We start from the raw sequence: 22801 nt of genomic DNA on the forward strand, positions 1-22801 counted from the left end.
TGATGCCGGGTGATCTCCGGGGTCTGATAGCCGTCTCAGCGCCCGCCGCCGACCGCGCCGGCGGTGCCTTCGGATCCGTCGGCGGGCTCGGGATCGTCGCTGCTCTGCTTGGCGGCGACCAGGTCGCTCAGGTCGCTGCCGGTGTCGTTGAGGCGCAGCACGTAGGGGCGCTCGGCGGTGTAGCGGATGGCGGTGATCGAGGCGGTGCCCGCCGAGATGCGCTGGAACAGGTCGAAGTGGAGACCGAGCGCGTCGGCGACGACGGCCTTGACGATGTCGCCGTGGGTGCAGGCCAGCCAGAGCGCGTCGCGGCCGTACTCGGCGGCGATCCGGGCGTCGTGCCCACGGACGGCGGCGACGGCGCGGGCGGCGGTGTGCGCGGCGGCGTCGCCGTTGGGGAAGACGGCGGCCGAGGGGTGCTCCTGGACGGTCTTCCACAGCGGCTCGTGGACGAGTTCGCTGAGCTTTCGGCCCTCCCAGTCGCCGTAGCGGTACTCGGCGAGCGCCTCGTCGATCTCGACGGTGAGGCCGCGGTCCCCCAGTGCGGTGTGGATGGTCTCCTGGCAGCGTGGGAGGGGGCTGCTGACGGCCGCGACGAGCGGCAGTCCGGCGAGTCGTTTGGCGGCCTCGGCGACTTGCGCGAGGCCGGTCTCGTCGAGGGCGACGCCGGGCATGTGCCCGGCGAGGATCCCGGCGGTGTTGGCGGTGGTCCGTCCGTGTCGCAGCAACAGCACTGTCGGCATGAGGGCCAGACTACGTCGGCTCGAGGACTCCGGTGACGAGCAGTGTGATGAGCAACAGTCCGAGGCCGACGCGGTAGTAGACGAAGATCATGATGCTGTGCTTCGAGACGAACTTCAGCAGCCAGGCGATGGCGACGTAGGCGACGGCGAAGCAGAAGACCAGGCCGACGATGATCGGGGCCGGTCCGACGCCGCCTTCGAGGGCCTCGGGGAGCTGGTAGAAGCCGGCGGCGGTCACGGCGGGCAGGGCGAGGTAGAACGACAGCTTGGTCGCGGTGACGCGGTCGAGGTCGCGGAGGAGGCCGACGGAGATCGTCGAGCCGGAGCGTGAGATGCCGGGGATCAGGGCGAGGCACTGCGCGAAGCCGATCCAGAGCGTGTCGCGGAGGGTGAGGTCCTTCTCCGTGCGCTGGTGGGTGGCGGCGTGGTCGGCGAAGGCCATGACGCCGCTCCAGGCGATCAGGGAGAACGCGACGACCCACAGGCTGCGGAAGGGGCCGGTGATGAGGTCCTCGCCGAAGAAGCCGACGATGCCGATCGGGATGGATCCGGCGATGACGTACCAGGTGAAGCGGTAGTCGAAGTCCTGGCGGCGGGCGGGGTTGAAGAGGCCCCGGAACCAGGCGGTGACCATCCGGACGAGGTCTTTCCAGAAGTACACGTAGACCGCGGCGATCGCGCCCATCTGGACGACGGCCGTGTAGGCGGTGACGGCCTTGTCGTCGATGGGGATGCCCATCAGGCCCTCGGCGATCGTCAGGTGCCCCGTCGACGACACGGGGAGGAACTCTGTCAGGCCCTCGATGATCCCGAGGACGATGGCCTGCCAGATCGTGATCTCCACTCGTTACTCTCCCACTCCGGCTTTGGCGGCTGCTTCGGCGACGACGCGCAGGGTCGCGGCGCGCTCCTCGGGTGTCGCGGCGAACGGGGTGACCGCCAGGGTCGTCACGCCGGCTTCGGCGTAGGCGGTGAGGCGGTCGGCGATGCGGTCGGGGCCGCCGATGAGCGAGACCCGGTCGATGAACTCGTGCGGGATGGCGGCCATGGCCTCGCGGTGCTTCTTGGCCAGGTACAGCTCCTGTACCCGGTCGGCGGCCTCGCCGAAGCCCATGCGGTGGGCGAGGTTGTTGTAGAAGTTCTGCTTTCGGCTGCCCATGCCGCCGAGGTAGAGGGCGGTGTAGGCGCGGACCGGGTCGGCGGCCGCCGCGACGTCGTCGCCGACGACCACGGGGACGGTGGGGACGACGTCGAAGCCGCTCAGGTCGCGGCCGGTCTTGGCGGCGCCCGCCTTGACGTGGGCGAGCTGCTCGGCGGCGTGCTCGGGTGCGAAGAACACCGCGAGCCAGCCGTCGGCGACCTCGCCGGCGAGTTCGAGGTTCTTGGGGCCGATCACGGCGAGGTAGATGGGCAGGTCGGCGCGTTGCGGCCGCATGGCCAGCTGGAGCGCCTTGCCGGGGCCGCCGGGGAGCGGCAGGGTGATGTGCTCGCCGTCGATGGCGACCTTCTCGCGGGCGAGCGTGGCGCGGACGACCTGGACGTACTCGCGGGTGCGGCCGAGCGGCTTGGCGAAGGGGACGCCGTACCAGCCTTCGGAGACCTGGGGTCCGGAGACGCCGAGCCCGAGGCGGAAGCGTCCGCCGGAGAGGGTGTCGAGCGAGGCGGCGGTCATCGCGGTCATGGTGGCCGCGCGGGCGGGGATCTGCATGACTCCGGCGCCGAGGTCGATGGTGTCGGTCTGCGCGGCGAGCCAGGTGAGCATGGTGACCGTGTCGGATCCGTAGGCCTCGGCGGCCCAGACGACCGAATAGCCGAGACTTTCGGCCTCTTTGGTCAACGCGAGGTGGGCGGCCGGCTCGGCGGCGCTCCCCCAATACCCGAGGCTGAGACCGAGTCGCACGTCAGACCCCTCCCGATCGACTTTTTCGGCGGATTTCCCCGCCGGGCACAACCGCATCAGCGTAGCGGCCGGGTTTTCGGATGCGGCGGGGCGTGCGGCGCGGCTGGACGACTGCCGGTACCGTCGCTGGTCATGGAGCACAGACCGCTAGGGCGCAGCGGGATGGAGGTGTCCCGACTGGCGCTCGGCACGATGGCGTGGGGTGTGGACACCGACGCCGACGACGCCGCCGCCCAGTTGAAGGCCTTCGTCGACGCCGGGGGCACCCTCGTGGACACCGCCGACGTGTACGCCGACGGTGAGGCCGAGCAGATCCTCGGCGGTCTGCTGGGGACGGTGCTGCCGCGCGGTGACGTGATGATCGCCACGAAGGCCGGCGTGCGCACCGGGACCGATCGCCGGCGGGACACGTCGCGGGCGCATCTCCTGCGGGCGCTCGACGAGTCGCTGGCGCGGTTGGGCACCGATCACGTGGACTTGTGGCAGCTGCATCTCTACGATCCCGACACGCCGCTGGAGGAGACTCTGTCGGCGCTGGACTACGCGGTGTCGAGCGGTCGCGCGCGGTATGTCGGCGTCTCGAACTTCTCGGGCTGGCAGACCGCCCGCGCGGCCGTCTGGCAGCAGGCGTGGCCGGGGCGCGCGCCGATCACCGCGACGCAGGTGGAGTACTCGCTGGTGCAGCGCGGTGTGGAGCGCGAGGTCATTCCGGCCTGCGCGTCGCTGGGCATGGGGATGCTGACCTGGTCGCCGCTGGGACGGGGGGTGCTGACCGGGAAGTACCGCTTCGGGCGTCCGTCGGACTCGCGGGCGGCCTCGGTGCACTTCGCGCGCTTCGTGGGCGCCTATCTCGACGACCGGTGCGCCGGGATCGTCGAGGCGGTCGCCACGGCCGCCGACGGGCTCGGCGTGTCGCCGCTGGAGGTGGCGCTGGCGTGGGTCCGCGACCGTCCCGGGGTGACGTCGGCGATCCTCGGCGCGCGGACGGTCGGGCAGCTCATGGGCGCGATGGCGGCCGAGAAGGTCACGCTTCCGGCCGAGATCCGCTTCGCTCTCGACGACGTCTCCGGGCCGCAGATCGGCTATCCCGAACGCCAGGCGTGAACCTGGCGTTCACCGGGACTCGGGTGCATTATGTCCAGATGGACGACAATCAAGCGAGCGCCGACGAGTCTTCCATTGACCCGTACGAGTACGCGCCCCTGCGCATCGGCGGAGAAGTCGATCAGCTGACCGCGCAGGCCCGACTGTCCGTGGCCGCCGAGTACGGCGGCTGGGAGCTGGCCACGGTCCGCCGCTACCCGGGCGGCGAACGGAAGGTCACCTTGCGCAGACGCCGTCCCCGTACGGGCGGCGCGGTGCTGCCCGGCCTGTCCTACTGACGCCCGCGTCAGTCCTGGTCGTCGTCGGCCCTCGGGTCGCCGTGGACGGAGCGCTCGTCGAGGCGCCCGATGACGGGCTGTTCGGTGCCCATCATGAAGGCGGTGTCCTCCGCGCCGGCGTCGACGGCGTCGAGGTCGACGGGTCCGGTGATCTCGTTGACGACCACGAGGCCGTCCAGCGGTGTGAGCTCCTCGATCTCCAGGGAGGCCAGCGTCCCGCCGCCCGCGTGGAGCAGTTCGAGGACGGCGTCGCCGACCCCTTCGAGGGGTGAGCCGTCGTCGTCGGGGTCGGGTACCGCTTCGCGGGCGGCCTCGGCGATGCGCAACAGGGCCGCCTGGCTGGGAACGAGGTAGTCGCGGCGGTGCCGGACGGAGATGACCGTCGGGGTGCCGTCGGACTCGATGAGGTCGTCGTCGCCGACGTATCCCGGCCAGCCGCCCTCGCCGTCGACCGCGGGCAGCGGCCGGGGGTCCCACGGGGTCGCCTCGCCGAAGGCCTCGTCGATGAGCTTGTCGTAGGCGAGGCTGGCGTCGTTGAGGGCCACGTAGGCGCGCCAGACGGCGGCGTCGCCGACGCGGCCCTCCGCCGCGGTGATCTCCGCCAGATGGGCCCTGGCCGCCTCGACGACTACTTCGAGGGCGGCGGCTGCCTCCTGCGCGGGGGAGGCGGCTTGGTCAGGCATGAGCACGCTCTTTCTTCAGTTCCGGTGGACGGTGTGAAGCGGTTCGGGGGCGTGTCGAGGGGCTCAGGCGGAGATGGTGGAGCGGTCAGCTGCGGGACAGGAAGCGGTCGAGGACGCGCACGCCGAACTTGAGGCCCTCGACGGGGACACGCTCGTCGATGCCGTGGAACAGCGAGGCGAAGTCGAGGTCGGCGGGCAGCTTCAGCGGCGCGAAGCCGAAACCGCGGATGCCGAGGCGGTTGAAGGCCTTGGCGTCGGTGCCGCCGGAGAGCATGTAGGGCACCGGACGGGCGCCGGGGTCCTCGGCGCGCAGCGCGTCGGCCATCGCGTCGACGAGGGGACCGTCGAAGGACGTCTCCAGGGCCGGCTGGCGGTGGATGTAGTCGACCTGGACGTCGGGGCCGACGATCTCGCGGAGCTGGCGCTCGAACTCCTTCGAGCGGCCCGGGAGGGTGCGGCAGTCGATGGTCGCCTGTGCCCGGCCGGGGATGACGTTGTCCTTGTAGCCGGCGTCGAGGCGCGTCGGGTTGGCCGTGTCGCGGATCGTGGCGCCGATGATGCGCGCGATCGGGCCGAGCTTGGCGATGGTCGCCTCGGGGTTCTCAAGGTCGAGCTCCACTTCGAGGATGTCGGAGACCTCCTCGAGAAACGCGCGGACGGTCGGGGTGATCACGACGGGGAACTTGTGCCGACCGACGCGCGCGACGGCCTCGGCGAGCTGCGTGACGGCGTTGTCGTCGTGGATCATCGAGCCGTGGCCCGGGCGTCCGCTGACGGTCAGGCGCAGCCAGTCGAGGCCCTTCTCGGCGGTCTCGATGAGGTACAGGCGCAGGTCGTTGCTCATCGACACGGAGAATCCGCCGACCTCGCCGACGGCCTCGGTGACGCCGTCGAGCAGGTCGGCGTGGTTGTCGACGATGTGGTGGGCGCCGTAGGTGCTGCCGGCCTCCTCGTCGGCCAGGAAGGCCAGGACCAGGTCGCGCGGGGGTACGCGGCCCTCCCGCTTCCACTGGCGCACGAGGGCCAGGACCATCGCGTCGAAGTCTTTCATGTCGATGGCGCCGCGGCCCCACAGGTAGCCGTCCTTCTCCTCGCCGGAGAAGGGGTGCACCGACCACTCGCTCGGATCGGCGGGCACCACGTCGAGGTGGCCGTGCACGAGCAGCGCGTTGCGGCTGGGGTCGGAGCCCTCGTAGCGGGCGATCACGCTCGCCCGGCCCGGCGCCGACTCGGTGATGAAGGGTTCGAGGCCCACCTCGGCGAGCTTCTCGGCGACGTACTCCGCGGCGGTCCGCTCACCGGCCGAGGTGTCGTTGTCGCCGGTGTTGGTCGTGTCGATCCGCAGCAGGTCCCGGCAGATGTCGACGACCTCGTCGACGGCGAGAGGGTGCGGGGGATGGGTTTCGGCTGCGGTCATGTCCCTTTCTTACCAGGGTGCGCTCGCGGTGGTGACACCCGCGTCTCGGCGCAGGCGTGCGAGGTCACGCCGGCGCGGCCCCTCCCCCGGTCTCAGCGAGGGTCGAAGGCCGCGGCGAAGGTGACCTCCGCCAGCCGCCGCTGTCCTGCGACGTTGGGGTGGAAGTAGTCCCAGCGCGACACCTCGTCGGCGGTGAACTCGGTGTTGAACACGGCGTTGCCGTCGAAGCGGCAGTTCTCGCCGTACTCGGCGCACAGTTCGCCGAGCGCGGTGTTGTAGTCGAGCACCCGCTGCCGGACGTTCATCCGGCGCTGCTCGACGCCCGGCTCGGTCGAGGCGGGGTCGCCGAGCATCGTGCGGCAGATGCCGGCGTTCTTCCAGGTCTCGCGGGCGGGCGCGCTGTCCTTGTTCACCAGCCACAGGCGGTACAGGTCGGGGATGCTGGCGATGAAGACCTTCGTCTCGGGCAGGCCCCGCTTGATCGCCGAGAGGGCGGCGGACACGTTGGTGCGGTACTGCCGGGGACTGGTCATGCCGGCCTCGCTGTCGGCGCAGGCGTCGTTGGCTCCGATGAGGACGGTCACGTACTCGGCGCGCTGCTCGACGGTGTGGGCCGCCTGCGCGGCCAGGTCGGCTGAGGTCGCACCCGTCTCGGCGTTGTTGTGGCGGTTGTCCTCGATGGCCGGGTTGAGGGCCGAGAGGCGGCGGTAGTGGCCCTCGACGCGATCGCTGTCGCCGGTGCTCCACGAGCGGGCGGTGCAGTCGAAGTACCAGCCGCAGGAGTTGAAGCCCCTGCTGATGGAGTCGCCGAGGCCGGCGATCGAGGCCGGGAACGGCACCGGTTCCTCGGCCGCGGCGGGAGTCGTGCCCAAGAGGAGGAGTACTGCCGAGAGAGCGGCGAGCAGACCGTGACGTCGCACCATGTTGACCTCCCGAGAGGGATGCCCGTGCGCCGACGGACCCCACGACCAAGCGAGCCTGACAGGAGATTAGCCACATGTCGGACATCTGGTCTCAACTTCGTCGTTTCCCGAGCCCCGGCACGCGTGCGAAGAGGCGCGGTGGCTGCCCACCGCGCCTCTTGAGTCCTCAGCCGCCGATGAGTTTCCCGACCGGTGAGGGCTTCTCGCATCCCGTGCGCAGCACGCTCTCGCGGCCGGCCGCCGCCGACTCGTCGATGGCGAGCATCGTGTCGAGCACGTGCGCGGCGAAGTCGAGTGAGGCCCGGTGCCCGACGCCCGCCGCGATCGCGTCGGCGAGTTCGGCGAGGCCGATGCCGCGCTGGAATCCGAGGTAGCCGCTGGTGTGGGCGAGGGTGGTCCATTCGTCCTCGCCGCGGCGGCGGACGCGGGGGTTGCCGCCGAAGCCGTTGGGGTCGGGCAGGGTGATGGTGCCCTCGACGCCGTAGACCTCCAGGTGGGGAAGTTCGTGGGCGGGGACGTCGAAGGAGGTCACGAGTGTCGCCAGGCCGCCGTCGGCGAAGTTGAGGGAGACGCTGTAGTGGGTGGCGACCTCGACGGGGATCTCCTGTCCGGCCTTGACGCCTGAGCCGATGGTGCGGGTGGGGACGCTGCGCTGGGACTGGGCGGTGACCGACTCGACGGCGCCGAAGATCGCCACGAGGGCGGTGATCGGGTAGACGCCGATGTCGAGGAGGGGGCCGCCGCCGGGGGCGTAGAAGAACTCCGGATCCGGGTGCCAGGCTTCGGGTCCGGGAGTGGTGAAGAAGGCCGTCGCGGCGACGGGGCGGCCGATGGCGCCGCCGACGATGGCCTGGATGGAGGTCTGGAGTCCGGCGCCGAGGAAGGTGTCGGGGGCGCAGCCGACGCGGACGCCGGCGCGGGCGGCCTCGTCGCGGATGTGGTCGACGTCGGCGCGGTCGAGGGCGAGGGGCTTCTCCGACCAGACGTGTTTGCCGGCGGCGATCGCCGCGCGGGTGACGGTGGCGTGCACGGCGGGGATGGTGAGGTTGACGACGGCGTCGATGCCGGGGTCGGCGAGGAGTTCGTCGACGCCGGTGGCGAGGGGGATGGCGTGCTCACGTGCGGTGGCGGCGGCTCGTTCGGGGTCGATGTCCGCGCAGGCCGCGACGGTGATCCCGGGGAGGCGGGCCAGTGTGGACAGGTACTGGCCGCTGATGTTGCCGCAGCCGATGAGTCCTACGCGAAAAGGGGTTGGCTCGGTCATGAGTGGCAATGATGACCTTCGCCGGTGGGCGGCGCAAATACTTACGGTCCGCTAACACGGGGGGCGGTGGGAGCCGCAGGGGCAGATGATGGACGCATGCGAGTGAGACCTTGGGCCGCGGCCCTGTCCGGGATCGTCTCCGCCGCCGTCGCCCTCGGGGTGGGTGAGCTGGTGGCGGCGTTGACCGGTGCCGCCGACGCACCGCTGGTGGCCGTCGGCGACCGGGTGATCAAGGCGACGCCGGAGCCGGTGAAGCAGTGGGCGATCTCGGTGTTCGGGACGGGCGACAAGCTGGCTCTGCAGATCGGCACCGTCGTCATTCTGGCGGTCGTCGCGGCGGGCGTGGGGATCGCGGCCACCCGGAGGCTGGTCTACGCGGTCGCCGCGGTGGTCGTGTTCACGGGTCTCGGGGTGGCTGCCGCGGTGACGCGTCCGGGGGCGGGGGCGCTGTCGGCCGTTCCGTCGTTGGTGGCCGGTGCGGCCGCACTGGGCGCGGGCTGGTTCCTGTTGCGTCACGCGCCGCGCGTCGAGGGCGATGATGAGGCCGTCGACATGCGCGTCTACGGGCGGCGGCGGTTCCTGGTGACCTCGGTGGCCGCCGTGGGAGGGGCGGGCGTCGCGCTCGCGGTCGGCCGCAACGTCGGTCTGAGCACCGCCGCCGAGGAGGCTCGCGCGACGGTACGGCTGCCGGTGCCGGCGAGTCCGGCTCCGCCTCGCCCGGCGGGCGCGGACCTCAAGCTGCCGGGCCTGAGCGCCTTCGAGACCCCGAACGCCGACTTCTACCGCATCGACACAGCGCTGGTGACCCCCAACGTCCTTCCGTCCGGGTACCGGCTGCGGATCCACGGGCGCTGCGCCAACCCGATCGAGCTGACCTTCGACGAGCTCCTGGCGCGCCCGATGATCGAACGCGACATCACCCTCTCCTGCGTGTCGAACGAGGTCGGCGGCGGACTGGTCGGCACCGCGCGGTGGCTCGGGGTGCCGCTCGCCGACCTGCTGGCCGAGGTCCGGCCCGACCAGGGCGCCGACCAGCTCGTCGGCCGCTCCGCCGACGGGTTCACCGCCGGCGCGCCGACCGACCTGTGCCGCGACGGCCGTGACGCGATGCTGGCCGTCGGCATGAACGGCGAGGCGCTGCCGCTCATCCACGGTTTCCCGGTGCGGATGCTCGTGCCCGGCCTCTACGGGTACGTCTCGGCCACGAAGTGGCTCACCGAGCTGGAACTGAGCTCCTTCGACGACTTCGACGCCTACTGGATCCCGCGCGGCTGGTCGACTCCGACGCCGGTCAAGACGGCCTCGCGGATCGACACTCCGCGCAAGTCCGCCAAGGCCGGGACGGTCGCCGTCGCCGGTGTGGCCTGGGCCCAGCACCGGGGCATCACGGCGGTGGAGGTCCGCGTCGACGACGGTCCCTGGGCGGCGGCCCGGCTGTCCGATGTGGTCTCCGGGGACACCTGGCGGCAGTGGGTCTACGACTGGCAGGCCTCGCCGGGCGAGCACCGGCTGACCGTGCGCGCCACCGACGGCGCCGGAGTCGTGCAGACTGAACAGCGGACGCCGGTCGCGCCCGACGGGGCCAGCGGCTGGCACACGGTGAAGGTCACCGTGACCTGACTCCGGCGCGGTTCGCCGCGCCCGGGAGGCGACATGGGCGAAGCCGCCGTGCCGTTCGCGTCCTCGGCGGATCTCGCCGAGAAGGACGAGACCTTCGAGGTCCTGGCCGACGGGGTGTACGCGCTGACCGCGGAGGGCGACCCGAACGTGGGCGCCGTGGAGGGCGAGGACTTCGTGGTGTGCTTCGAGGCGCGGGCGACCCCGCTGATGGCCTCGAAGTGGCTGGAGCGCCTGCGGGAGCACACTGACAAGCCGGTGCGCTTCCTGGTGCTGTCGCACTACCACGCGGTCCGCACGCTGGGCGCCTCGGCGTTCGGCGCGGAGACCGTGATCGCGCACGAGCAGACCAGGCGCCTGATCATCGAGCGCGGCCTGGCCGACTGGGAGTCGGAGGCCGGGCGGATGCCGCGCCTGTTCAACGGGGCGGACACGATCCCGGGCCTGACGTGGCCGACGGTGACCTTCAGCGAGGAGCTGACCATCGAGCTCGGTGGCGGCAGGGGCCGGCTGGTTCTGGGCCACCACGGGCGCGGTCACACCGCGGGCGACATCGTCGCGTGGCTGCCCGAGCAGCGGATCCTGTTCGCCGGCGACCTCGTCGAGGCGCGGGCGGCGCTCTACACCGGCGACGCGTTCCACCGGCACTGGGCGGGACCGACCCTGTCGGCGGTGGAGGCGCTCGGCGCCGAGATCCTGATCGGCGGGCGCGGAGACGTCGCGCACGGCGCCGACGCGGTCGGCGCTGCCATCGACCAGACACGCAGTTTCCTGCACGTGCTGATGCGAGAGGTCGACGAGGCCGCCACCCACGGCGGCGGGCTGAAGGAGGCCTACGAGGCCGCCCACGCCGCGTTGGAGCCCCGCTACGGGGACTGGCCGATCTTCGAGCACTGCCTGCCGTTCAACGTCTCCCGCTACTGGGACGAGCGCTCGGGCCTCGACTGGCCGCGTGTATGGACGGCCGAGCGCGACCGTGAGGTGTGGGCGGAGCTGAAGGGCTGAACGTGGAGACGCCGGTGGTGATCGTCGGCGGTGGGCCGGTCGGCCTGACCGCGGCGTTGCTGCTGGCGCGCTTCGGCGTGCCGTCTGTGGTGTGCGAGGCCGCGGCCGAGCGGGATCCGGTCGGCTCCCGCTCGATCTGCACCCAGCGCGACGTCCTGGACATCCTGCACCGGGTGGGCTGCGGCCAACAGCTCGCCGCCGAGGGCGTCACCTGGACGCACGGCCGGACGTACCACCGCGACGTCGAGCTGTTCCGGATCACCTTCCCCGCCGGGGGTGAGGCGGGTTTCCCGCCGTTCGTGAACATCCCCCAGGCACGTGTGGAGAGTGTCCTGGAGGCCGCGGTGGCCGCCGAACCGTTGATCGGGCTGCGCTACGGGACCGCAGTGACCGGCCTGGCGCAAGACCGGGACGGGGTCGTCGTCTCCACGGTCGCCGGCGAGCTGCGGGCAACCCACGTCATCGGCGCCGACGGCTGCCACAGCGTCGTCCGCGAGGCGCTCGGGCTGCCCTTCGAGGGCGAGTCCTTCGCCGACCGCTTCCTCATCGCCGACATCCGCGCCGAGCTCCCCTTCGGGCCGCAGCGGCGCTTCCACTTCGATCCGGTATGGAACCCCGGACGGCAGGTCCTGCTGCATCCGCAGCCGGACTCGGTGTGGCGGATCGACTGGCAGGTGCCGGCCGGTTTCGACCTGGCCGAGGCGCGCGCGAGCGGCGAGGTCGACGCCCGGATCCGGCGCATCACGGGCGAGACGCCATACGAGATCGTGTGGCTGTCGGCGTACCGCTTCGCACAGCGCACCGCTGCGTCCTATGTGGAGGGCCGGGTGCTGCTGGCCGGCGACGCGGCGCACGTGATGACGCCCTTCGGCGCGCGCGGCCTCAACTCCGGCATCGCCGACGCCGAGAACGCCGCCTGGAAGATCGCCTTCGACCGGCTCGGCTGGGCCGGACCCGCCCTCCTCGGCAGCTACCACGACGAACGGCACGCCGCCGCCGTGGAGAACCTGCGCGTCACCGGCCGCACGATGCGCTTCCTCGTCCCGCCCGACGAGGCCGCCATGGCCCGCAGACGGGAGGTCCTGGCACGTGCCGCCGATGATCCGGCGGCCCGCGCCGAGGTCGACTCCGGGAAACTCTACGAGCCGTACTGGTACCTCGACTCGCCCCTGACCACCGCCTGGGAGGTGCACGGTTTCCCCACCGAGCCCGGCCTCACGCGACCGGTCGTCCCCGGCGTGCTGTGCCCCGACGCGCTGATGCCCGGCGGGAGGCTGCGCGAGCGCTTCGGCCCGGGCTTCACCCTCATCGGCACCGACCGGGTGCCGCCGGCGGTGGACACGCCGGTCCCGGTGGTCCGGCTGCGCCTGGACGACGCCGAACCGCTCGGGCCCCGGCCCGGGCGCGTGTGGGTGGTGCGGCCCGACGGCCACCTCGCCGCCGTCCTCGACGACGCCGACTCCGAAAGCCTCGGCGCGGCGATCCGGCGGGCGCGGGGGTTCCAGGGCTCGCCCGGTGGATCACTGCGGGCTGCGACGGGCTCGCACCCTTAAGACAAGCACCGTCCCCCTAAGACAGCGGAAGCACGCTGGTCGCCGAGGGGAACTCCAGCGACTCGCCCTCGGCGACGGGCACGCCGTCCGCGAAGGCGAACACCGCGACGTTCCCGCTGGTCTGGTTGGCCACGTAGAGGCGCTCGCCGTCCGGGCTCAGCGCGGCGTCGCGCGGCCAGTTCCCGCCGCAGCCCACGGTCGTGCGCAGCTCGAAGGGCGAGGTCTCGACGACCGCGATCGAGTCGTGCCCCCGGTTGGTGACATAGACCCAGCGACCGTCGGGCGAGGTCAGCACCGCGGCGGGGAAGTTCTCCACCTCGACGTTCTCCGGCAGCACCCGCAGGCGGCCCTCCGCGCTGAGCGTGCCCGTCCGGGCGTCCCAGCCGCAGCGGGTCAGCGAGTCGTCGAGCTCCCCGACGATGTAGGCGGTGTGCCCGTCGGGCGAGAAGGCGAGGTGGCGCGGCCCGGTGCCCGGCACACAGTCGAAGGCCCCGTGGCGGCTTAGCTCACCGTCGGCGAAGGAGTAGACGACGACCTTGTCGATGCCGAGGTCGACGGCCAGTACCCAGCGGCCGGAGGGATCGACGACGATCTGGTGGACGTGCGGGCCCTCCTGCCGGTCGGCGTTCGGGCCGGAGCCGATGTGCGCGATCGCCTCGTGCAGGGCGCCCAGGCCGCCGTCCTCGTAGACCGGCAGGACGCCGACGGTTCCGCTGCCGTAGTTCGCGGTGAACAGCCAGTGCCCGCCGGGATGCAGCGCGAGGTGGCACGGGGCCACTCCCCCGCTGGACTCCTCGCCCAGGACGGTCCCGTCGGGATGCAGGGCGAGGACGCCGCCGGTCACGTCGTCGCGTTCGAGGGCCGCGTACAGGACGCGCCCGCCGGAGCCTGAGACCACGTAGGACGGACGGTCGGCCGCGACCACCCGGACGGCACCGTCTTCGACGAGGCCGACGCCTTCGCCGTAACCACCAAGAACGAGCATGCGCAGATCGTACGGGACGTGCGGCCTCTCACGACCGGTCCTGCGCGGCCCGGCGGACCTTGAGCCACTCAAGGTCGCCGGGGGTGAGGACACGGGTGGCCAGCAGCCACTCGCACAGGGCACGGCGGGCGTCGAGCTCCTTCTCCAGTCCGAGGACGCCCGCCTCGACCAGGTCGAGACGGACCTGTTCGATGCGTTTGACCACCGTGGACTTCGCCAGCCGAAGCTCGTCGGCGATCTCCTGGTAGGTCCGTGGCCTGGGGTCGTAGTACGGGTAGGGGCGCAGGTAGCCGGCGGTCATCGCGACGAGCACCTCGCGGCGCCGGTCGGTCAGCTGCGGAAGCTGCGTGCGGGTGCGGTTCTCGTCGATGGGCGCGAAGATGTCGCCGGTCGGGTCGCCGGGATCCAGCCGCAGCACCAGCGCGTAGGTCCACGCCTCCCCCACCACCAGCACCGTCAGCGGCGAGGCGTCCACGGAACGGCGGCTCGGCGAGCCGTGCTCGGGAGCCACCGGCAGTGGCACGCCGAACCCGGCCGGGTCGACGATGTGCAGCGGCCGCTTGCGGCTGAGGTTGGTCACGGCCCAGCCGCTCCCGGTGGCCGACAGGCGCCCGGCGATCCGGCTGACGCCGAGGTCGGCGCTGTCCAGGCACAGGTCGCAGGAGGCGTCGCGGCCGAAGGTGAGCGCCTCGGCGGAGGTGAGCACCCGGCTGGTCCCGTCGTACTCGACGATCAGGTCGGCGAGACCGCTCATGACAGATAGCCGTCCACGATCCCGCAGGTGCCGCCGGTCGCCTTGGTGACCTCGACGCGCAGCGTGTTGGCCTCCCGCAGGCGCAGGTGCCAGTCGAAGCGCTCGCCGGCGCCGACGGTGGTGCTGGCGACCTCCTCGCCGTCGAGGAACACGGTGAACAGCGCCGTCGAGCCGCTCGGCGAGTCGTCGCCCATGGCGATGACCAGGTCGACCCACTCGTAGTCGCCGACGAGGGAGAAGTCGCGGCTGGGCAGGGTGGTGCAGGCGGCGGCGACGAAGGTGTCGAAGTTCTGGCCGGAAACGACGAGCGGGTCCGACTCGGCGACCGACTGGGACGGGTCGGGGACCAGCCCGGTCGGCGGCGGGTCGTCGGGGCGCCGTTCGCCGTTGCCGTCCTCGTTGTTCACGTAGTAGGGGTCACCGGAGTAAGGGGCGTCGCTGTCGCTGTTCAGCGCCACGGTGAGCAGACCGATGAATCCGCAGATGAGCAGGACGGCCATGATGCCGACGACCCACTGCCAGCTGTCGATACGCCGTCGCCTCTTCGGGGCCTTCCCGAGCGGGAGCGGGCCGCCGGGACCGGGTCCGACCGGGCGCACCGGCGCGGGACCGACAGCCGGGCGCGCGGTGACGGGGTCGCGCCACATGGTCGGGCGCTGCACCGGCGGGATGGGGCCCAGACGCGGCGGCTTCGGCGGCGGGAGGGCCTGCCCGGGCGCCTGCGCGGGCATCGGCGCGGCGTGCGGGGCGACCGTCGAGGAGTGCTGGCGCAGCAGCCGGATCCACTCCCCCGCCGAGGGGCGCAGCGCGGGCTCGTCGGCGAAGATCAGCGCGAGCCGGTCGGCGTCGGCGACGCCCCCCGGGTCGATCGCCTCGGCGACCTCCAGGCGCAGAGTCTCGGCGTCGGCGGGCGGCGACTGCCCGGTGAGGACGAAGTAGGCGAACGCACCGAAGGCGTAGCGGTCGGAGGCGGGGCTGTACTCGCCGGCGATGAGGATCTCGGGGGCGCTGTAGCCCTGTGTGCCGGCCGAGGGGTGGGTCTGGGCGGTGGCCATGCGGAAGAGGCCGAAGTCGACGAGGACGGCTTGGCCGTCGCTGTTGACGATGACGTTGCCGGGGCTGATGTCGCCGTGGACGACCGGCCGGCCGGAGGGGGTGGCGCGGCCTTCGTGGAGCCAGTCGAGGACGTCGGCGACCTGGATGAGGTGGCGCAGGGCCGCGTGGCGGTCGCCGGCGTTCTCAGTGACCCACTGGCGCAGGTCCAGGCCCTCGACCCAGTTCATGACGAGGTAGTGGGTGCGGCCCTCGGCCTCGTGCGGGGTCTCGCCGGCGAGGTGCATGCGGGCGCCCTCGAAGTACGTGTGGACGCCGACGACGCCCGGGTGGCGCATGAGACGGAGCAGTTCGGTCTGCTCGGCCCAGCGCTCGCGCCAGGTCTCGATGTTGACGGCGTGCTGGTCGCGCAGGATCTTCACCGCGACGCGCTCGGCCTCGCCGGAGACGGTGAGCTCGGCCTCCCAGAGTTCCGCTTCCCCGCCTCCGCCGACCTGGCGGCGCAGGCGGTACTTGTCCGGCGCGTCGTCGGGTCCGACGACGTACGGACGGGTCTCGGCGCTCATCGGTCTCCCCATTGCTCGTGCCGGGCACATAATCTTCCATCACCAGAATGGTGCGATCCGGGCGGTCCGTCCATGGGGAGGTCTCCCCTGCCCTGCCCGGGCGGGTTCGCGTTGCCGGTCGCGAGGATTTCGGGGCGGCGGCGCGCCCTGTCGGATGGAATGCGCCACCCATGATCCCGCTTCGGTCGGGTCCTGTTCCCGCGCCCCGTTCGGCGGGCTTCGGGCACTGCGGACGGGGCGGGCGGCAAACGGCCGCGAGGCGGCACTTGGACCCGCCGCGGCTGTTCGAGTCGCGACCGAGCTACCGCCACCTCGGCGGCTCGCTGACCGACGGCCGGCCCGACCTCGGCCTCAAGGCGAACAACGGGAGAGCGGGAAGGCCCCGAACAAGAGAAAACCCCTGGTCGGCCGGGGTTTCTCCCGGTCGGCCAGGGGTTCGCAGAGTGTCGAAGGGGGGACTTGAACCCCCACGTCCGATAAAGGACACTAGCACCTCAAGCTAGCGCGTCTGCCATTCCGCCACTTCGACTCGCACGACCCACTTTACCTGGTCCACCGGCCGCTTTCGCGACCCGTTTTCCGGGTGACTCGCACGAGGCATGACAGTACACGATGGTCGTCGGGGGCTCGTTCGGGAGGGTCCGTGCCGGAGGGGCGACCGTCGTCGGCCACCCCTCCCCGGGTGCGGTCATCCGAGGGCGCGGGCCATGGCGACCACGACGGGTCCCATGAGCGGGAGCGCGACGTTGGACAGCGCGTAGACGATCGTGTACGCCATCGTCGGGGTGGAGTTGCCGGCGGCTTGCTGGACGGCGGTGATGCCCGGCGTGCTGCACTGCTGGCCGGTGATGGCGCCCAGGGTGAGGGGAGCTGGCAGCTTCATGAGCTTCCACGCCACGAACAGCGAGACGGTGGCCGGCAGGAGGGTCATCAGGATGCCGGCGACGGGGAGCCCGAAGCCGAACTCCTCGACGAGTTCGACCGCCTGCGGCCCCGACGAGAGTCCGACGGCGCAGATGAAGGTGGCCAGGCCGAGGGTCTTGATGACCTCGGCGGCGGCCGGGTGGTACTGCCCTACCTTCGGGTCGCGGGCCCGGAACCAGCCGAAGGCGAGCCCCGACAGGAGGCAGCCGCCGCCGGTCCCGAGCGACAGCGGCACGTCCCCGAGCTGGAGGACGAGCTTGCCGATCAGGAAGCCCAGCACGACGCCGATGGAGATGAACACGAAGTCGAACTTCACGCCCGGGTCGATCCGGAACCCGACCTTCGGCGTGAACGCCGCCAGGTCGGCCTTGGTGCCCGTGAACCGCACCGTGTCGCCCTTGTGGATCTCCGTGCCGTTCTGGACCGGCAGCTCGTGATCCATACGGGTGATCGCCGACAAGAACACCCCGTGCCGCTGCTGCGGCGGGATCTGCGCGCGCAGCTCGCCGAGGGTCCCGTTGCGGAAGCCCTTGGTGTTGACGATGACGTCGGCCACGTCGAGGTCGAGGTCGGCGGTTCCCCGTGTCGGGGCGACCTCGGGTCCGATGAGCTTGTCGCCGGCGAGGACTGCCTCACGCGGGCCGACGAGCATCACGATGTCGCCCAGCAGGAGCCGGGTGTCACCGGTACCGCCGACGGTGTCCCCGCCGCGCAGGACACGCTCGACGGTGGCGCCCCTGCCCAGAGCGGTCTCAAGCTGGTCGACGGTCTTGCCGTCGGCGGCCACGACCTGGTGGGCGCGGCCGACGAGACCGGGCAGCGCGGGGCTGGCGTTGTCGTCGGTGGTCCCGCCGCCGAGCTTGCGCCACAGCTTCTCGGCCTCGGCCCGCAGGTCGATGCGCATGATCAGCGGGAACACCTGGCTCGACATCAGCACGATCGTGATCAGGCCGCAGATGTAGGAGATCGAGTACGCGGTGCCGACGTTGGCCTGCAGCGTGGCGATCTGGTCGGCCGGCAGCGGCAGTTTCGCGATCGAGTCGGTGGCGGTGCCGACCACCGCCGACTCGGTCGCACCGCCCGCCATCAGGCCGGCCGCGGTGCCGACGTCGAGGCCCATGATCAGCACGGCGAGCGCCGTGATGCCCAGGACCATGACGATCTCGATCAGGGTGAACACGCCGTACTTGAGACTCGCCCGGTTGAGGCTGGCGAAGAACGACGGTCCCGACAGGTACCCGAGGGTGAAGATGAACAGCGCGAAGGCGATGTTCTTCACCTGGTCGTCGAGCTGCACGTCGGCGAACATCCCGACCACGATCGCCACGATCAGCGTCCCGGCGACACCGCCGAGCGAGAGCTTCCACACTTTGACCGAGCCCAGCGCGAAACCCAGTGCCAGGCACAGGAACAGCGCGATCTCGGGTGTGGACTGGATGATGTTCTTCGCCCAGTCCATCTCAGCCGCCGTTGACCTTGTCGAACTCGTCCTTGTACTCCCGGCCGATCTCCCACAGCCAGGTGCCGATCTTCTCGTAGGCTTCCATGCGCAGGTTCGCCAGTGAGACGCGCACCGACCAGTCCGGCCCGTCGAAGCCGCCGCCGTTGAGCAGCACGACCGAGCCCTTCTCGGCGAGGCGGAAGATCGGGTCGACGGGCTCGAAGTTCGCCTTCATCCAGGTGGCGAACTCCGCGCCCCAGTGGTGCTCGGCCCACGACAGGAGGTCGAGTTCGACGTAGTAGTGGGCGGCGAGCGGATCGGCCGGCAGCGGGACCCCCAGGCCCTTGCTGAGGGCGTCGAGCCGGCGGGCGATGATCGACTGGCAGATCTTCTTGTAGGAGTCGTCCTCGTCGAGCAGAGCGAAGAGGCTGAACAGCGCCATCTGGGTCTGCTGCGGCGGGGAGAGGCCGGCGGTGTGGTTGAGCGCGACCTGCCGGGAGTCGGCGACGAGGCGGTCGATGAAGCGCAGTTTCTCCGGTTCGAGGGTGATCGTGCCGTAGCGGCGGTCGAGCAGTTCCTTGGTCCCGGCGTCGAGGGAGGCGAGTTTCTCCTCGAAGATGTTGTCGCTGTGCACGGCGATGACGCCCAGGCGCCAGCCGGTCGCGCCGAAGTACTTCGAGAAGGAGTACACGCCGATGGTGTTGCGGGGGACGGCCGACATCAGTGAGCGGAACCCGTTGACGAAGGTGCCGTAGACGTCGTCGGTGATGACGGTCAGGCCCGGGTTCTTCTCGGCGACGATCGAGGAGATGCGTTCAAGGGTCTCCGGGGCCAGCATCACCGAGGGCGGGTTGCTGGGGTTGACGCAGAACAGCGCCTTGACCGACGGGTCGGCGAGCCTGTCGATCTCGGCGTCGGGGTACTGCCAGGTGTGGAAGCCGTTCTCGCCGACCTTGGAGGCCCGGAGTTCGACGACCTCGAAGTCGTAGCGTTCGAGGTGCGGGATCTCCAGGTAGGGCGTGAAGATCGGGGTCATGATGGCGATCTTGTCGCCGGGGATGAGCAGCCGGTTGATGACGGCGCTGTCGAAGATGTAGCACATGGCGGCGGTGCCGCCCTCGGTGGCGAAGAGGTCGTAGTTGCCGCCTTCGGGCTCCTGGCCTGCGCACATCTCCTTGATGACGTACTCGTGGACGACCTTCTCGACGTGCGTCAGCATCCGGTCGGGGACCGGGTAGTTGTCGCCGATGACGGCGTCGGTGAGTTCGTGGACCCACGCGTCGGCGTCGAAGCCGAGCCGGTCGACGCCGTAGGCGACGCCGTCGTGCAGCAGCTCGGCGCCGGCGTTGTCGCCCTGCTCGTCGAGGAAGGTCGCGAAGCGGCCGGCGATGCCGGGTTTTGCGGGCATCCCGCCGACGGTGTCCCATTCGCTCCAGTCGCGCTTGGACTCCTCGATGCCGAAGTTCAGCAGCATCGCGAAGGCCTGCCGGGGGACCGTGGCGATCCAGTTCGGGTTGCCGCGCCCGGCGTTGAGCATCTGCTCGGCGCCCGCGGTGACGTTGTCGTCGGCGAGGTCGATCAGCTTGTTCTTGATCTCGAACGGGCTGAGCTGGAGGAGCCGGTGCTCCTCGTCCCTCGACGTGTGCGGTCGCGGTTCGATCGTGGTCATGATCATTTCCCCCGTGAGTTCACGCCGGCGACGCGACGATGATCGTTCCCCGGACGGTGAGCAAGGTGTTGCCGGATCGCGTACGGCACCGTGTGGCCGATCACCGGGATCTGGCTCTTGGTCGCGTCGGTGATGGCGCCGATGCCGGAGAAGCCGTCGCGTCGGAGCCCCGGTCGGGGTGGCCGGGGGCGCGGGTGGCGGACAGGTTGTTGACGCAGACGCGCGGGGCGCGCTCGGCGTGGTCCGCCAGGGCGTCCTTGAGCCGGCCCATCCATCCCCCCGTGTCGGCAGCCATGCAGCGTCAACTTATAACGGCCTAAAACGGCAGTTCTCGGGCTTTGCGGAATTGACTCCGCTCACGCTCGGCTCTTCGCCCCGCAGCCCGTTCCTCGGTGAGCTGCAACGTGATCGGACGGAGGTGGGCCGGTTCGTCAGGCACCCGCGACGGCGAGGCGATTAACGGCCTGGGGGATCCGGTGGGCCGCCAGATAGAGGTCGGCGGCCGGCTGCCCGAGCACGGCGGCGAAGTTGCGGCGGTGCTCGAACGAGACCAGGGGTTTCTTTCGTTCCCGTGCCGCCATCACCGCGTCGTCGGCGCACCCACCCCAAAAAAGCCTCCCCGCGCGGGGTTAAGCCGCCGCGAATCCGGGAATGGTCCATGAACGTCTCCTTTCTCTTGGGTGATTCGGCGCCGCCGGGATTGGGCCCCCGGCGGCGCCGATGTGTCACCCGACCCCCGCCGCTCCTCTCGCCGTTTCGCTCCCGCTTGCCGCCGGCGTCAGCCGCCGATCGTGGTGAGGGCCGCTTCGAGAACCGCGACGATCTCGCCGGAGACGTCGACCTCCCCCCGGAAGATGCACCGGGCGTGGACGATGACGTTGCCGTCGCGCGCGAGTCCCTCACCGGCGGTGCCGACAGTGGCCAGGGCCGCCTCGTCGCCCAGGCCGGGTACCTCTGTGGAGTCGGCGAGTTCGGCCTCGTTCTCGGCGGCGCCGGGGCCGTCGGCCCAGTATTCGACGCGCAGCTGAACCACCGTGCCGTCGGCGCCGTTCCAGTCGCAGACGAGGGTGCTGCCCGGCCGGTCCTCGCCGGTGAGGCGGCCGGCCCCGGCGAAGGCGAAGGTCCTCTCCCTGACCTCGGGGTCGGTGACGTGGCCTTGGGGGACGGCGGCGAGTTCGTCGCAGGTGGCCGGCACCGCCTCGGCGGAGTGTGCGGTGTCCGACCACGGCTTCCAGAAGAGGACGGCGGCGCCGGCGACGATGACGGCGAAGGCACAGGCGGCGATGATGAGGGGACGCTTCACAGCGGGTGACTCTAGCCGCCGGTCAGCACTGCCAGAGGAACGCGGCCCGCTCGCATCCCGCGCAGGTGAAGACGTACCCCCACCCGTCGCCGCCGAAGTTCATTCCCGACCGGTAGTCGCGGCCGGCTTCGAGCATGAGCGCGAAATCCATGGTCCGGCCACAGCCGGGGCACGCGGGGTCCTCGTCGGCCTGGAGCCGGCAGGGCTCCCCGCCGAGTTGGCCGAGGGCGTCGCGCCGCTCGTTGCCGGCCTCGGACCAGGCGGTGACGGCGTCGGGGTACTCGTCGGCGGCCGACTCGGTCGGGCGAAGGCCGTTGACGACGGGGAGGAGCGTGGGGCCGTCGGGGTGCGCCGAGACAGGGGGCAGGGCCGCGTCGGCGGGATAGAGGTGGGCGCGGTTGGAGCCGGCGGCGGGGTCCCATTCCTCGCAGAGGCCGGGCTGGTTCTGGCACATGAAGACCGACACGACGCCGGCGTCGACGGGAAGGTGGGCGAGGAACATCATCGGGCCCCCGCACTTGGCGCAGTGCGGCCACTCGAAACCGGCCGGGGCGAGGGGAACGCCTCCGGTGCGAAGGACGGGGGCGTTAGCGGGGACGTCGCCCGCGTAGGTCAGCAGAGTCACCACGGGGCCAAGATATCCGCTTCGCCCCACGCGGTGACCGCTCCTCAATAGACTGCGGGCGTACGCGGCCACGGGGAGGGTGCATGGACGTCTTCGTCACGGGCGCCACCGGGTTCATCGGCGGCTCGGTCGCCGTGCGGCTCGTCGAGGCCGGACACCGGGTGCGGGGCCTGGCGCGCAGCGCCGAGAAAGGCGAGGCGCTGCGCGGGATCGGCGTCGAGGCGGTCATCGGCTCCCTCGACGACGAGGACACCCTCACCGCCGCGGCCCGGGAGTCCGACGCCGTGATCAACGCCGCCGACAGCGACCACCGCGGCGCCGTCGACACGTTCGTCGAAGCGCTCGCGGGCACCGGCAAGGTCCTCCTGCACACCAGCGGCTCCAGCATCGTCGGCGACGACTCGCGCGGCGAGGCCTCCGACCGTGTCCACACCGAGGCCGAGGTCCTCGGCGATTGGGAGCCGGCCCCCGACAAGGCCGCGCGCGTCGCCATCGACCGCTCGGTGCTCGCCGCGGCCGACCGGGGCGTGCGCTCGGCTGTCCTGTGCAACACGCTCATCTACGGGCACGGGCGCGGTCTCGCGCGCGACAGCGTCCAGATTCCCCGGCTGGTCGCCCAGGCCGAGAAGAGCGGCGTCGTGCGGCACGTCGGACCGGGCCGCAACATCTGGTCCAACGCGCACGTCGACGACGTCGCCGGCCTCTACGTGAAGGCCCTCGACGGCATCGCCCCCGGGACCTTCCACTTCGTCGAGAGCGGCGAGGCGTCCTTCCTCGACATCACCGGCGCGATCGCCGATGCCCTCGGCCTCGGCCCGCCCCAGGCCTGGGACATCGACTCCGCGATCGCCGAGTGGGGCTATGAACCGGCCGTCTTCGCCCTCGGCTCCAACAGTCGGGTGCGCGGTACGGCCCGCGAGGTCCTCGGCTGGCGACCCCGGCACGACTCGGTGACGTCCTGGATCCGCGGCGGGCTCGCCGAAGGCCGGTGAAC

General features: G+C 71.3%; 21 protein-coding genes and 1 tRNA gene. 6 read left to right on the forward strand and 16 right to left on the reverse strand.

Features of this window, described 5'->3' with window-relative positions; translation table 11 throughout:
* Window positions 1-35: 35 nt before the first annotated feature.
* The 3 genes from AB0I28_RS18555 to AB0I28_RS18565 are packed head-to-tail and all read right to left on the reverse strand — an operon-like array spanning window position 36 to window position 2643.
* Entirely contained in the window at window positions 36-752 is a 717-nt protein-coding gene (locus AB0I28_RS18555; RefSeq protein WP_357495137.1) for an MSMEG_4193 family putative phosphomutase, read from the reverse strand.
* Window position 753: 1 nt separating this feature from the next.
* Entirely contained in the window at window positions 754-1587 is an 834-nt protein-coding gene (locus tag AB0I28_RS18560) for an undecaprenyl-diphosphate phosphatase (protein ID WP_357494731.1), read from the reverse strand.
* 3 nt (window positions 1588-1590) lie between these two features.
* Window positions 1591-2643, reverse strand: coding sequence for an LLM class F420-dependent oxidoreductase (locus tag AB0I28_RS18565; protein ID WP_357494733.1), 1053 nt, complete (start codon window positions 2641-2643; stop codon window positions 1591-1593).
* A gap of 132 nt (window positions 2644-2775) precedes the next feature.
* On the opposite strand from AB0I28_RS18565, the gene AB0I28_RS18570 reads away from it, so the two are divergent.
* Both AB0I28_RS18570 and AB0I28_RS18575 read left to right on the forward strand, forming a co-directional pair.
* The gene (locus AB0I28_RS18570; protein WP_357494735.1) at window positions 2776-3747 is read left to right on the forward strand and encodes an aldo/keto reductase; all 972 of its coding nucleotides are present in this window, start codon (window positions 2776-2778) and stop codon (window positions 3745-3747) included.
* A 38-nt stretch (window positions 3748-3785) separates the two neighbouring features.
* A complete protein-coding gene (locus AB0I28_RS18575; RefSeq protein WP_357494737.1) occupies window positions 3786-4025 on the forward strand; it encodes a DUF5703 family protein in 240 nt (79 codons plus the stop codon).
* Between the two features lie 8 nt (window positions 4026-4033).
* On the opposite strand, the gene AB0I28_RS18580 is transcribed toward AB0I28_RS18575, so the two are convergent.
* The 4 genes from AB0I28_RS18580 to AB0I28_RS18595 form a co-directional block, all read right to left on the reverse strand.
* Window positions 4034-4708, reverse strand: coding sequence for a hypothetical protein (locus AB0I28_RS18580; RefSeq protein ID WP_357494739.1), 675 nt, complete (start codon window positions 4706-4708; stop codon window positions 4034-4036).
* A gap of 85 nt (window positions 4709-4793) precedes the next feature.
* Window positions 4794-6125 carry a M20/M25/M40 family metallo-hydrolase gene (locus tag AB0I28_RS18585; protein WP_357494741.1) on the reverse strand — a complete coding sequence of 444 codons (1332 nt, stop codon included), beginning with the start codon at window positions 6123-6125 and terminating at the stop codon, window positions 4794-4796.
* Between the two features lie 92 nt (window positions 6126-6217).
* Window positions 6218-7048 carry a GDSL-type esterase/lipase family protein gene (locus AB0I28_RS18590; RefSeq protein ID WP_357494743.1) on the reverse strand — a complete coding sequence of 277 codons (831 nt, stop codon included), beginning with the start codon at window positions 7046-7048 and terminating at the stop codon, window positions 6218-6220.
* 166 nt (window positions 7049-7214) lie between these two features.
* Window positions 7215-8312, reverse strand: coding sequence for a Gfo/Idh/MocA family oxidoreductase (locus AB0I28_RS18595; RefSeq protein ID WP_357494745.1), 1098 nt, complete (start codon window positions 8310-8312; stop codon window positions 7215-7217).
* 96 nt (window positions 8313-8408) lie between these two features.
* On the opposite strand from AB0I28_RS18595, the gene AB0I28_RS18600 reads away from it, so the two are divergent.
* The 3 genes from AB0I28_RS18600 to AB0I28_RS18610 are packed head-to-tail and all read left to right on the forward strand — an operon-like array spanning window position 8409 to window position 12487.
* Window positions 8409-9932, forward strand: coding sequence for a molybdopterin-dependent oxidoreductase (locus AB0I28_RS18600; RefSeq protein WP_357494747.1), 1524 nt, complete (start codon window positions 8409-8411; stop codon window positions 9930-9932).
* A gap of 33 nt (window positions 9933-9965) precedes the next feature.
* Entirely contained in the window at window positions 9966-10934 is a 969-nt protein-coding gene (locus AB0I28_RS18605) for an MBL fold metallo-hydrolase (protein WP_357494749.1), read from the forward strand.
* A 2-nt stretch (window positions 10935-10936) separates the two neighbouring features.
* Complete coding sequence (locus tag AB0I28_RS18610) at window positions 10937-12487, forward strand: FAD-dependent monooxygenase (protein WP_357494751.1); 1551 nt, start codon at window positions 10937-10939, stop codon at window positions 12485-12487.
* Between the two features lie 16 nt (window positions 12488-12503).
* Here AB0I28_RS18610 and AB0I28_RS18615 read toward each other — a convergent pair whose 3' ends face one another.
* The 9 genes from AB0I28_RS18615 to AB0I28_RS18655 form a co-directional block, all read right to left on the reverse strand.
* On the reverse strand, window positions 12504-13472 hold the full coding sequence (locus AB0I28_RS18615) for a lactonase family protein (RefSeq protein ID WP_357494753.1): 969 nt from the start codon (window positions 13470-13472) through the stop codon (window positions 12504-12506).
* A 28-nt stretch (window positions 13473-13500) separates the two neighbouring features.
* Entirely contained in the window at window positions 13501-14226 is a 726-nt protein-coding gene (locus AB0I28_RS18620) for a hypothetical protein (RefSeq protein ID WP_357494755.1), read from the reverse strand.
* Window positions 14223-15845 (reverse strand): serine/threonine-protein kinase, encoded by a 1623-nt coding sequence (locus AB0I28_RS18625; RefSeq protein WP_357494757.1) that lies wholly within the window; start codon window positions 15843-15845, stop codon window positions 14223-14225. The genes AB0I28_RS18620 and AB0I28_RS18625 overlap by 4 nt, the downstream gene beginning before the upstream one ends.
* Window positions 15846-16289: 444 nt before the next feature.
* A tRNA-Leu gene (locus AB0I28_RS18630) sits at window positions 16290-16374 on the reverse strand.
* Between the two features lie 159 nt (window positions 16375-16533).
* Window positions 16534-18228 carry an aspartate-alanine antiporter gene (aspT, locus tag AB0I28_RS18635; protein WP_357494759.1) on the reverse strand — a complete coding sequence of 565 codons (1695 nt, stop codon included), beginning with the start codon at window positions 18226-18228 and terminating at the stop codon, window positions 16534-16536.
* A gap of 1 nt (window position 18229) precedes the next feature.
* The gene (locus AB0I28_RS18640; protein WP_357494761.1) at window positions 18230-19879 is read right to left on the reverse strand and encodes a bifunctional aspartate transaminase/aspartate 4-decarboxylase; all 1650 of its coding nucleotides are present in this window, start codon (window positions 19877-19879) and stop codon (window positions 18230-18232) included.
* 431 nt (window positions 19880-20310) lie between these two features.
* The gene (locus tag AB0I28_RS18645) at window positions 20311-20460 is read right to left on the reverse strand and encodes a hypothetical protein (protein ID WP_357494762.1); all 150 of its coding nucleotides are present in this window, start codon (window positions 20458-20460) and stop codon (window positions 20311-20313) included.
* 197 nt (window positions 20461-20657) lie between these two features.
* Window positions 20658-21182 (reverse strand): hypothetical protein, encoded by a 525-nt coding sequence (locus tag AB0I28_RS18650; protein ID WP_357494764.1) that lies wholly within the window; start codon window positions 21180-21182, stop codon window positions 20658-20660.
* 22 nt (window positions 21183-21204) lie between these two features.
* On the reverse strand, window positions 21205-21810 hold the full coding sequence (locus AB0I28_RS18655) for a hypothetical protein (RefSeq protein ID WP_357494766.1): 606 nt from the start codon (window positions 21808-21810) through the stop codon (window positions 21205-21207).
* A gap of 80 nt (window positions 21811-21890) precedes the next feature.
* Between AB0I28_RS18655 and AB0I28_RS18660 the strand changes: the two genes are divergently transcribed.
* The gene (locus AB0I28_RS18660) at window positions 21891-22799 is read left to right on the forward strand and encodes an NAD-dependent epimerase/dehydratase family protein (protein WP_357494768.1); all 909 of its coding nucleotides are present in this window, start codon (window positions 21891-21893) and stop codon (window positions 22797-22799) included.
* Window positions 22800-22801: the final 2 nt, after the last annotated feature.

Origin of the sequence: Phytomonospora sp. NPDC050363 (assembly GCF_040655735.1) — a bacterium.
In the GTDB taxonomy this organism is placed as follows: Bacteria; Actinomycetota; Actinomycetes; order Mycobacteriales; family Micromonosporaceae; genus Phytomonospora.

Bases quoted from the DNA above. Each gene is read 5' to 3' on its own strand.
- AB0I28_RS18570 (WP_357494735.1), top strand. From the start codon at position 2,776: ATGGAGCACAGACCGCTAGGGCGCAGCGGGATGGAGGTGTCCCGACTG.
- AB0I28_RS18575 (WP_357494737.1), top strand. From the start codon at position 3,786: ATGGACGACAATCAAGCGAGCGCCGACGAGTCTTCCATTGACCCGTAC.
- AB0I28_RS18580 (WP_357494739.1), bottom strand. From the start codon at position 4,708: ATGCCTGACCAAGCCGCCTCCCCCGCGCAGGAGGCAGCCGCCGCCCTC.
- AB0I28_RS18585 (WP_357494741.1), bottom strand. From the start codon at position 6,125: ATGACCGCAGCCGAAACCCATCCCCCGCACCCTCTCGCCGTCGACGAG.
- AB0I28_RS18590 (WP_357494743.1), bottom strand. From the start codon at position 7,048: ATGGTGCGACGTCACGGTCTGCTCGCCGCTCTCTCGGCAGTACTCCTC.
- AB0I28_RS18595 (WP_357494745.1), bottom strand. From the start codon at position 8,312: ATGACCGAGCCAACCCCTTTTCGCGTAGGACTCATCGGCTGCGGCAAC.
- AB0I28_RS18600 (WP_357494747.1), top strand. From the start codon at position 8,409: ATGCGAGTGAGACCTTGGGCCGCGGCCCTGTCCGGGATCGTCTCCGCC.
- AB0I28_RS18605 (WP_357494749.1), top strand. From the start codon at position 9,966: ATGGGCGAAGCCGCCGTGCCGTTCGCGTCCTCGGCGGATCTCGCCGAG.
- AB0I28_RS18615 (WP_357494753.1), bottom strand. From the start codon at position 13,472: ATGCTCGTTCTTGGTGGTTACGGCGAAGGCGTCGGCCTCGTCGAAGAC.
- AB0I28_RS18620 (WP_357494755.1), bottom strand. From the start codon at position 14,226: ATGAGCGGTCTCGCCGACCTGATCGTCGAGTACGACGGGACCAGCCGG.
- AB0I28_RS18625 (WP_357494757.1), bottom strand. From the start codon at position 15,845: ATGAGCGCCGAGACCCGTCCGTACGTCGTCGGACCCGACGACGCGCCG.
- aspT (WP_357494759.1), bottom strand. From the start codon at position 18,228: ATGGACTGGGCGAAGAACATCATCCAGTCCACACCCGAGATCGCGCTG.
- AB0I28_RS18640 (WP_357494761.1), bottom strand. From the start codon at position 19,879: ATGACCACGATCGAACCGCGACCGCACACGTCGAGGGACGAGGAGCAC.
- AB0I28_RS18645 (WP_357494762.1), bottom strand. From the start codon at position 20,460: ATGGCGGCACGGGAACGAAAGAAACCCCTGGTCTCGTTCGAGCACCGC.
- AB0I28_RS18660 (WP_357494768.1), top strand. From the start codon at position 21,891: ATGGACGTCTTCGTCACGGGCGCCACCGGGTTCATCGGCGGCTCGGTC.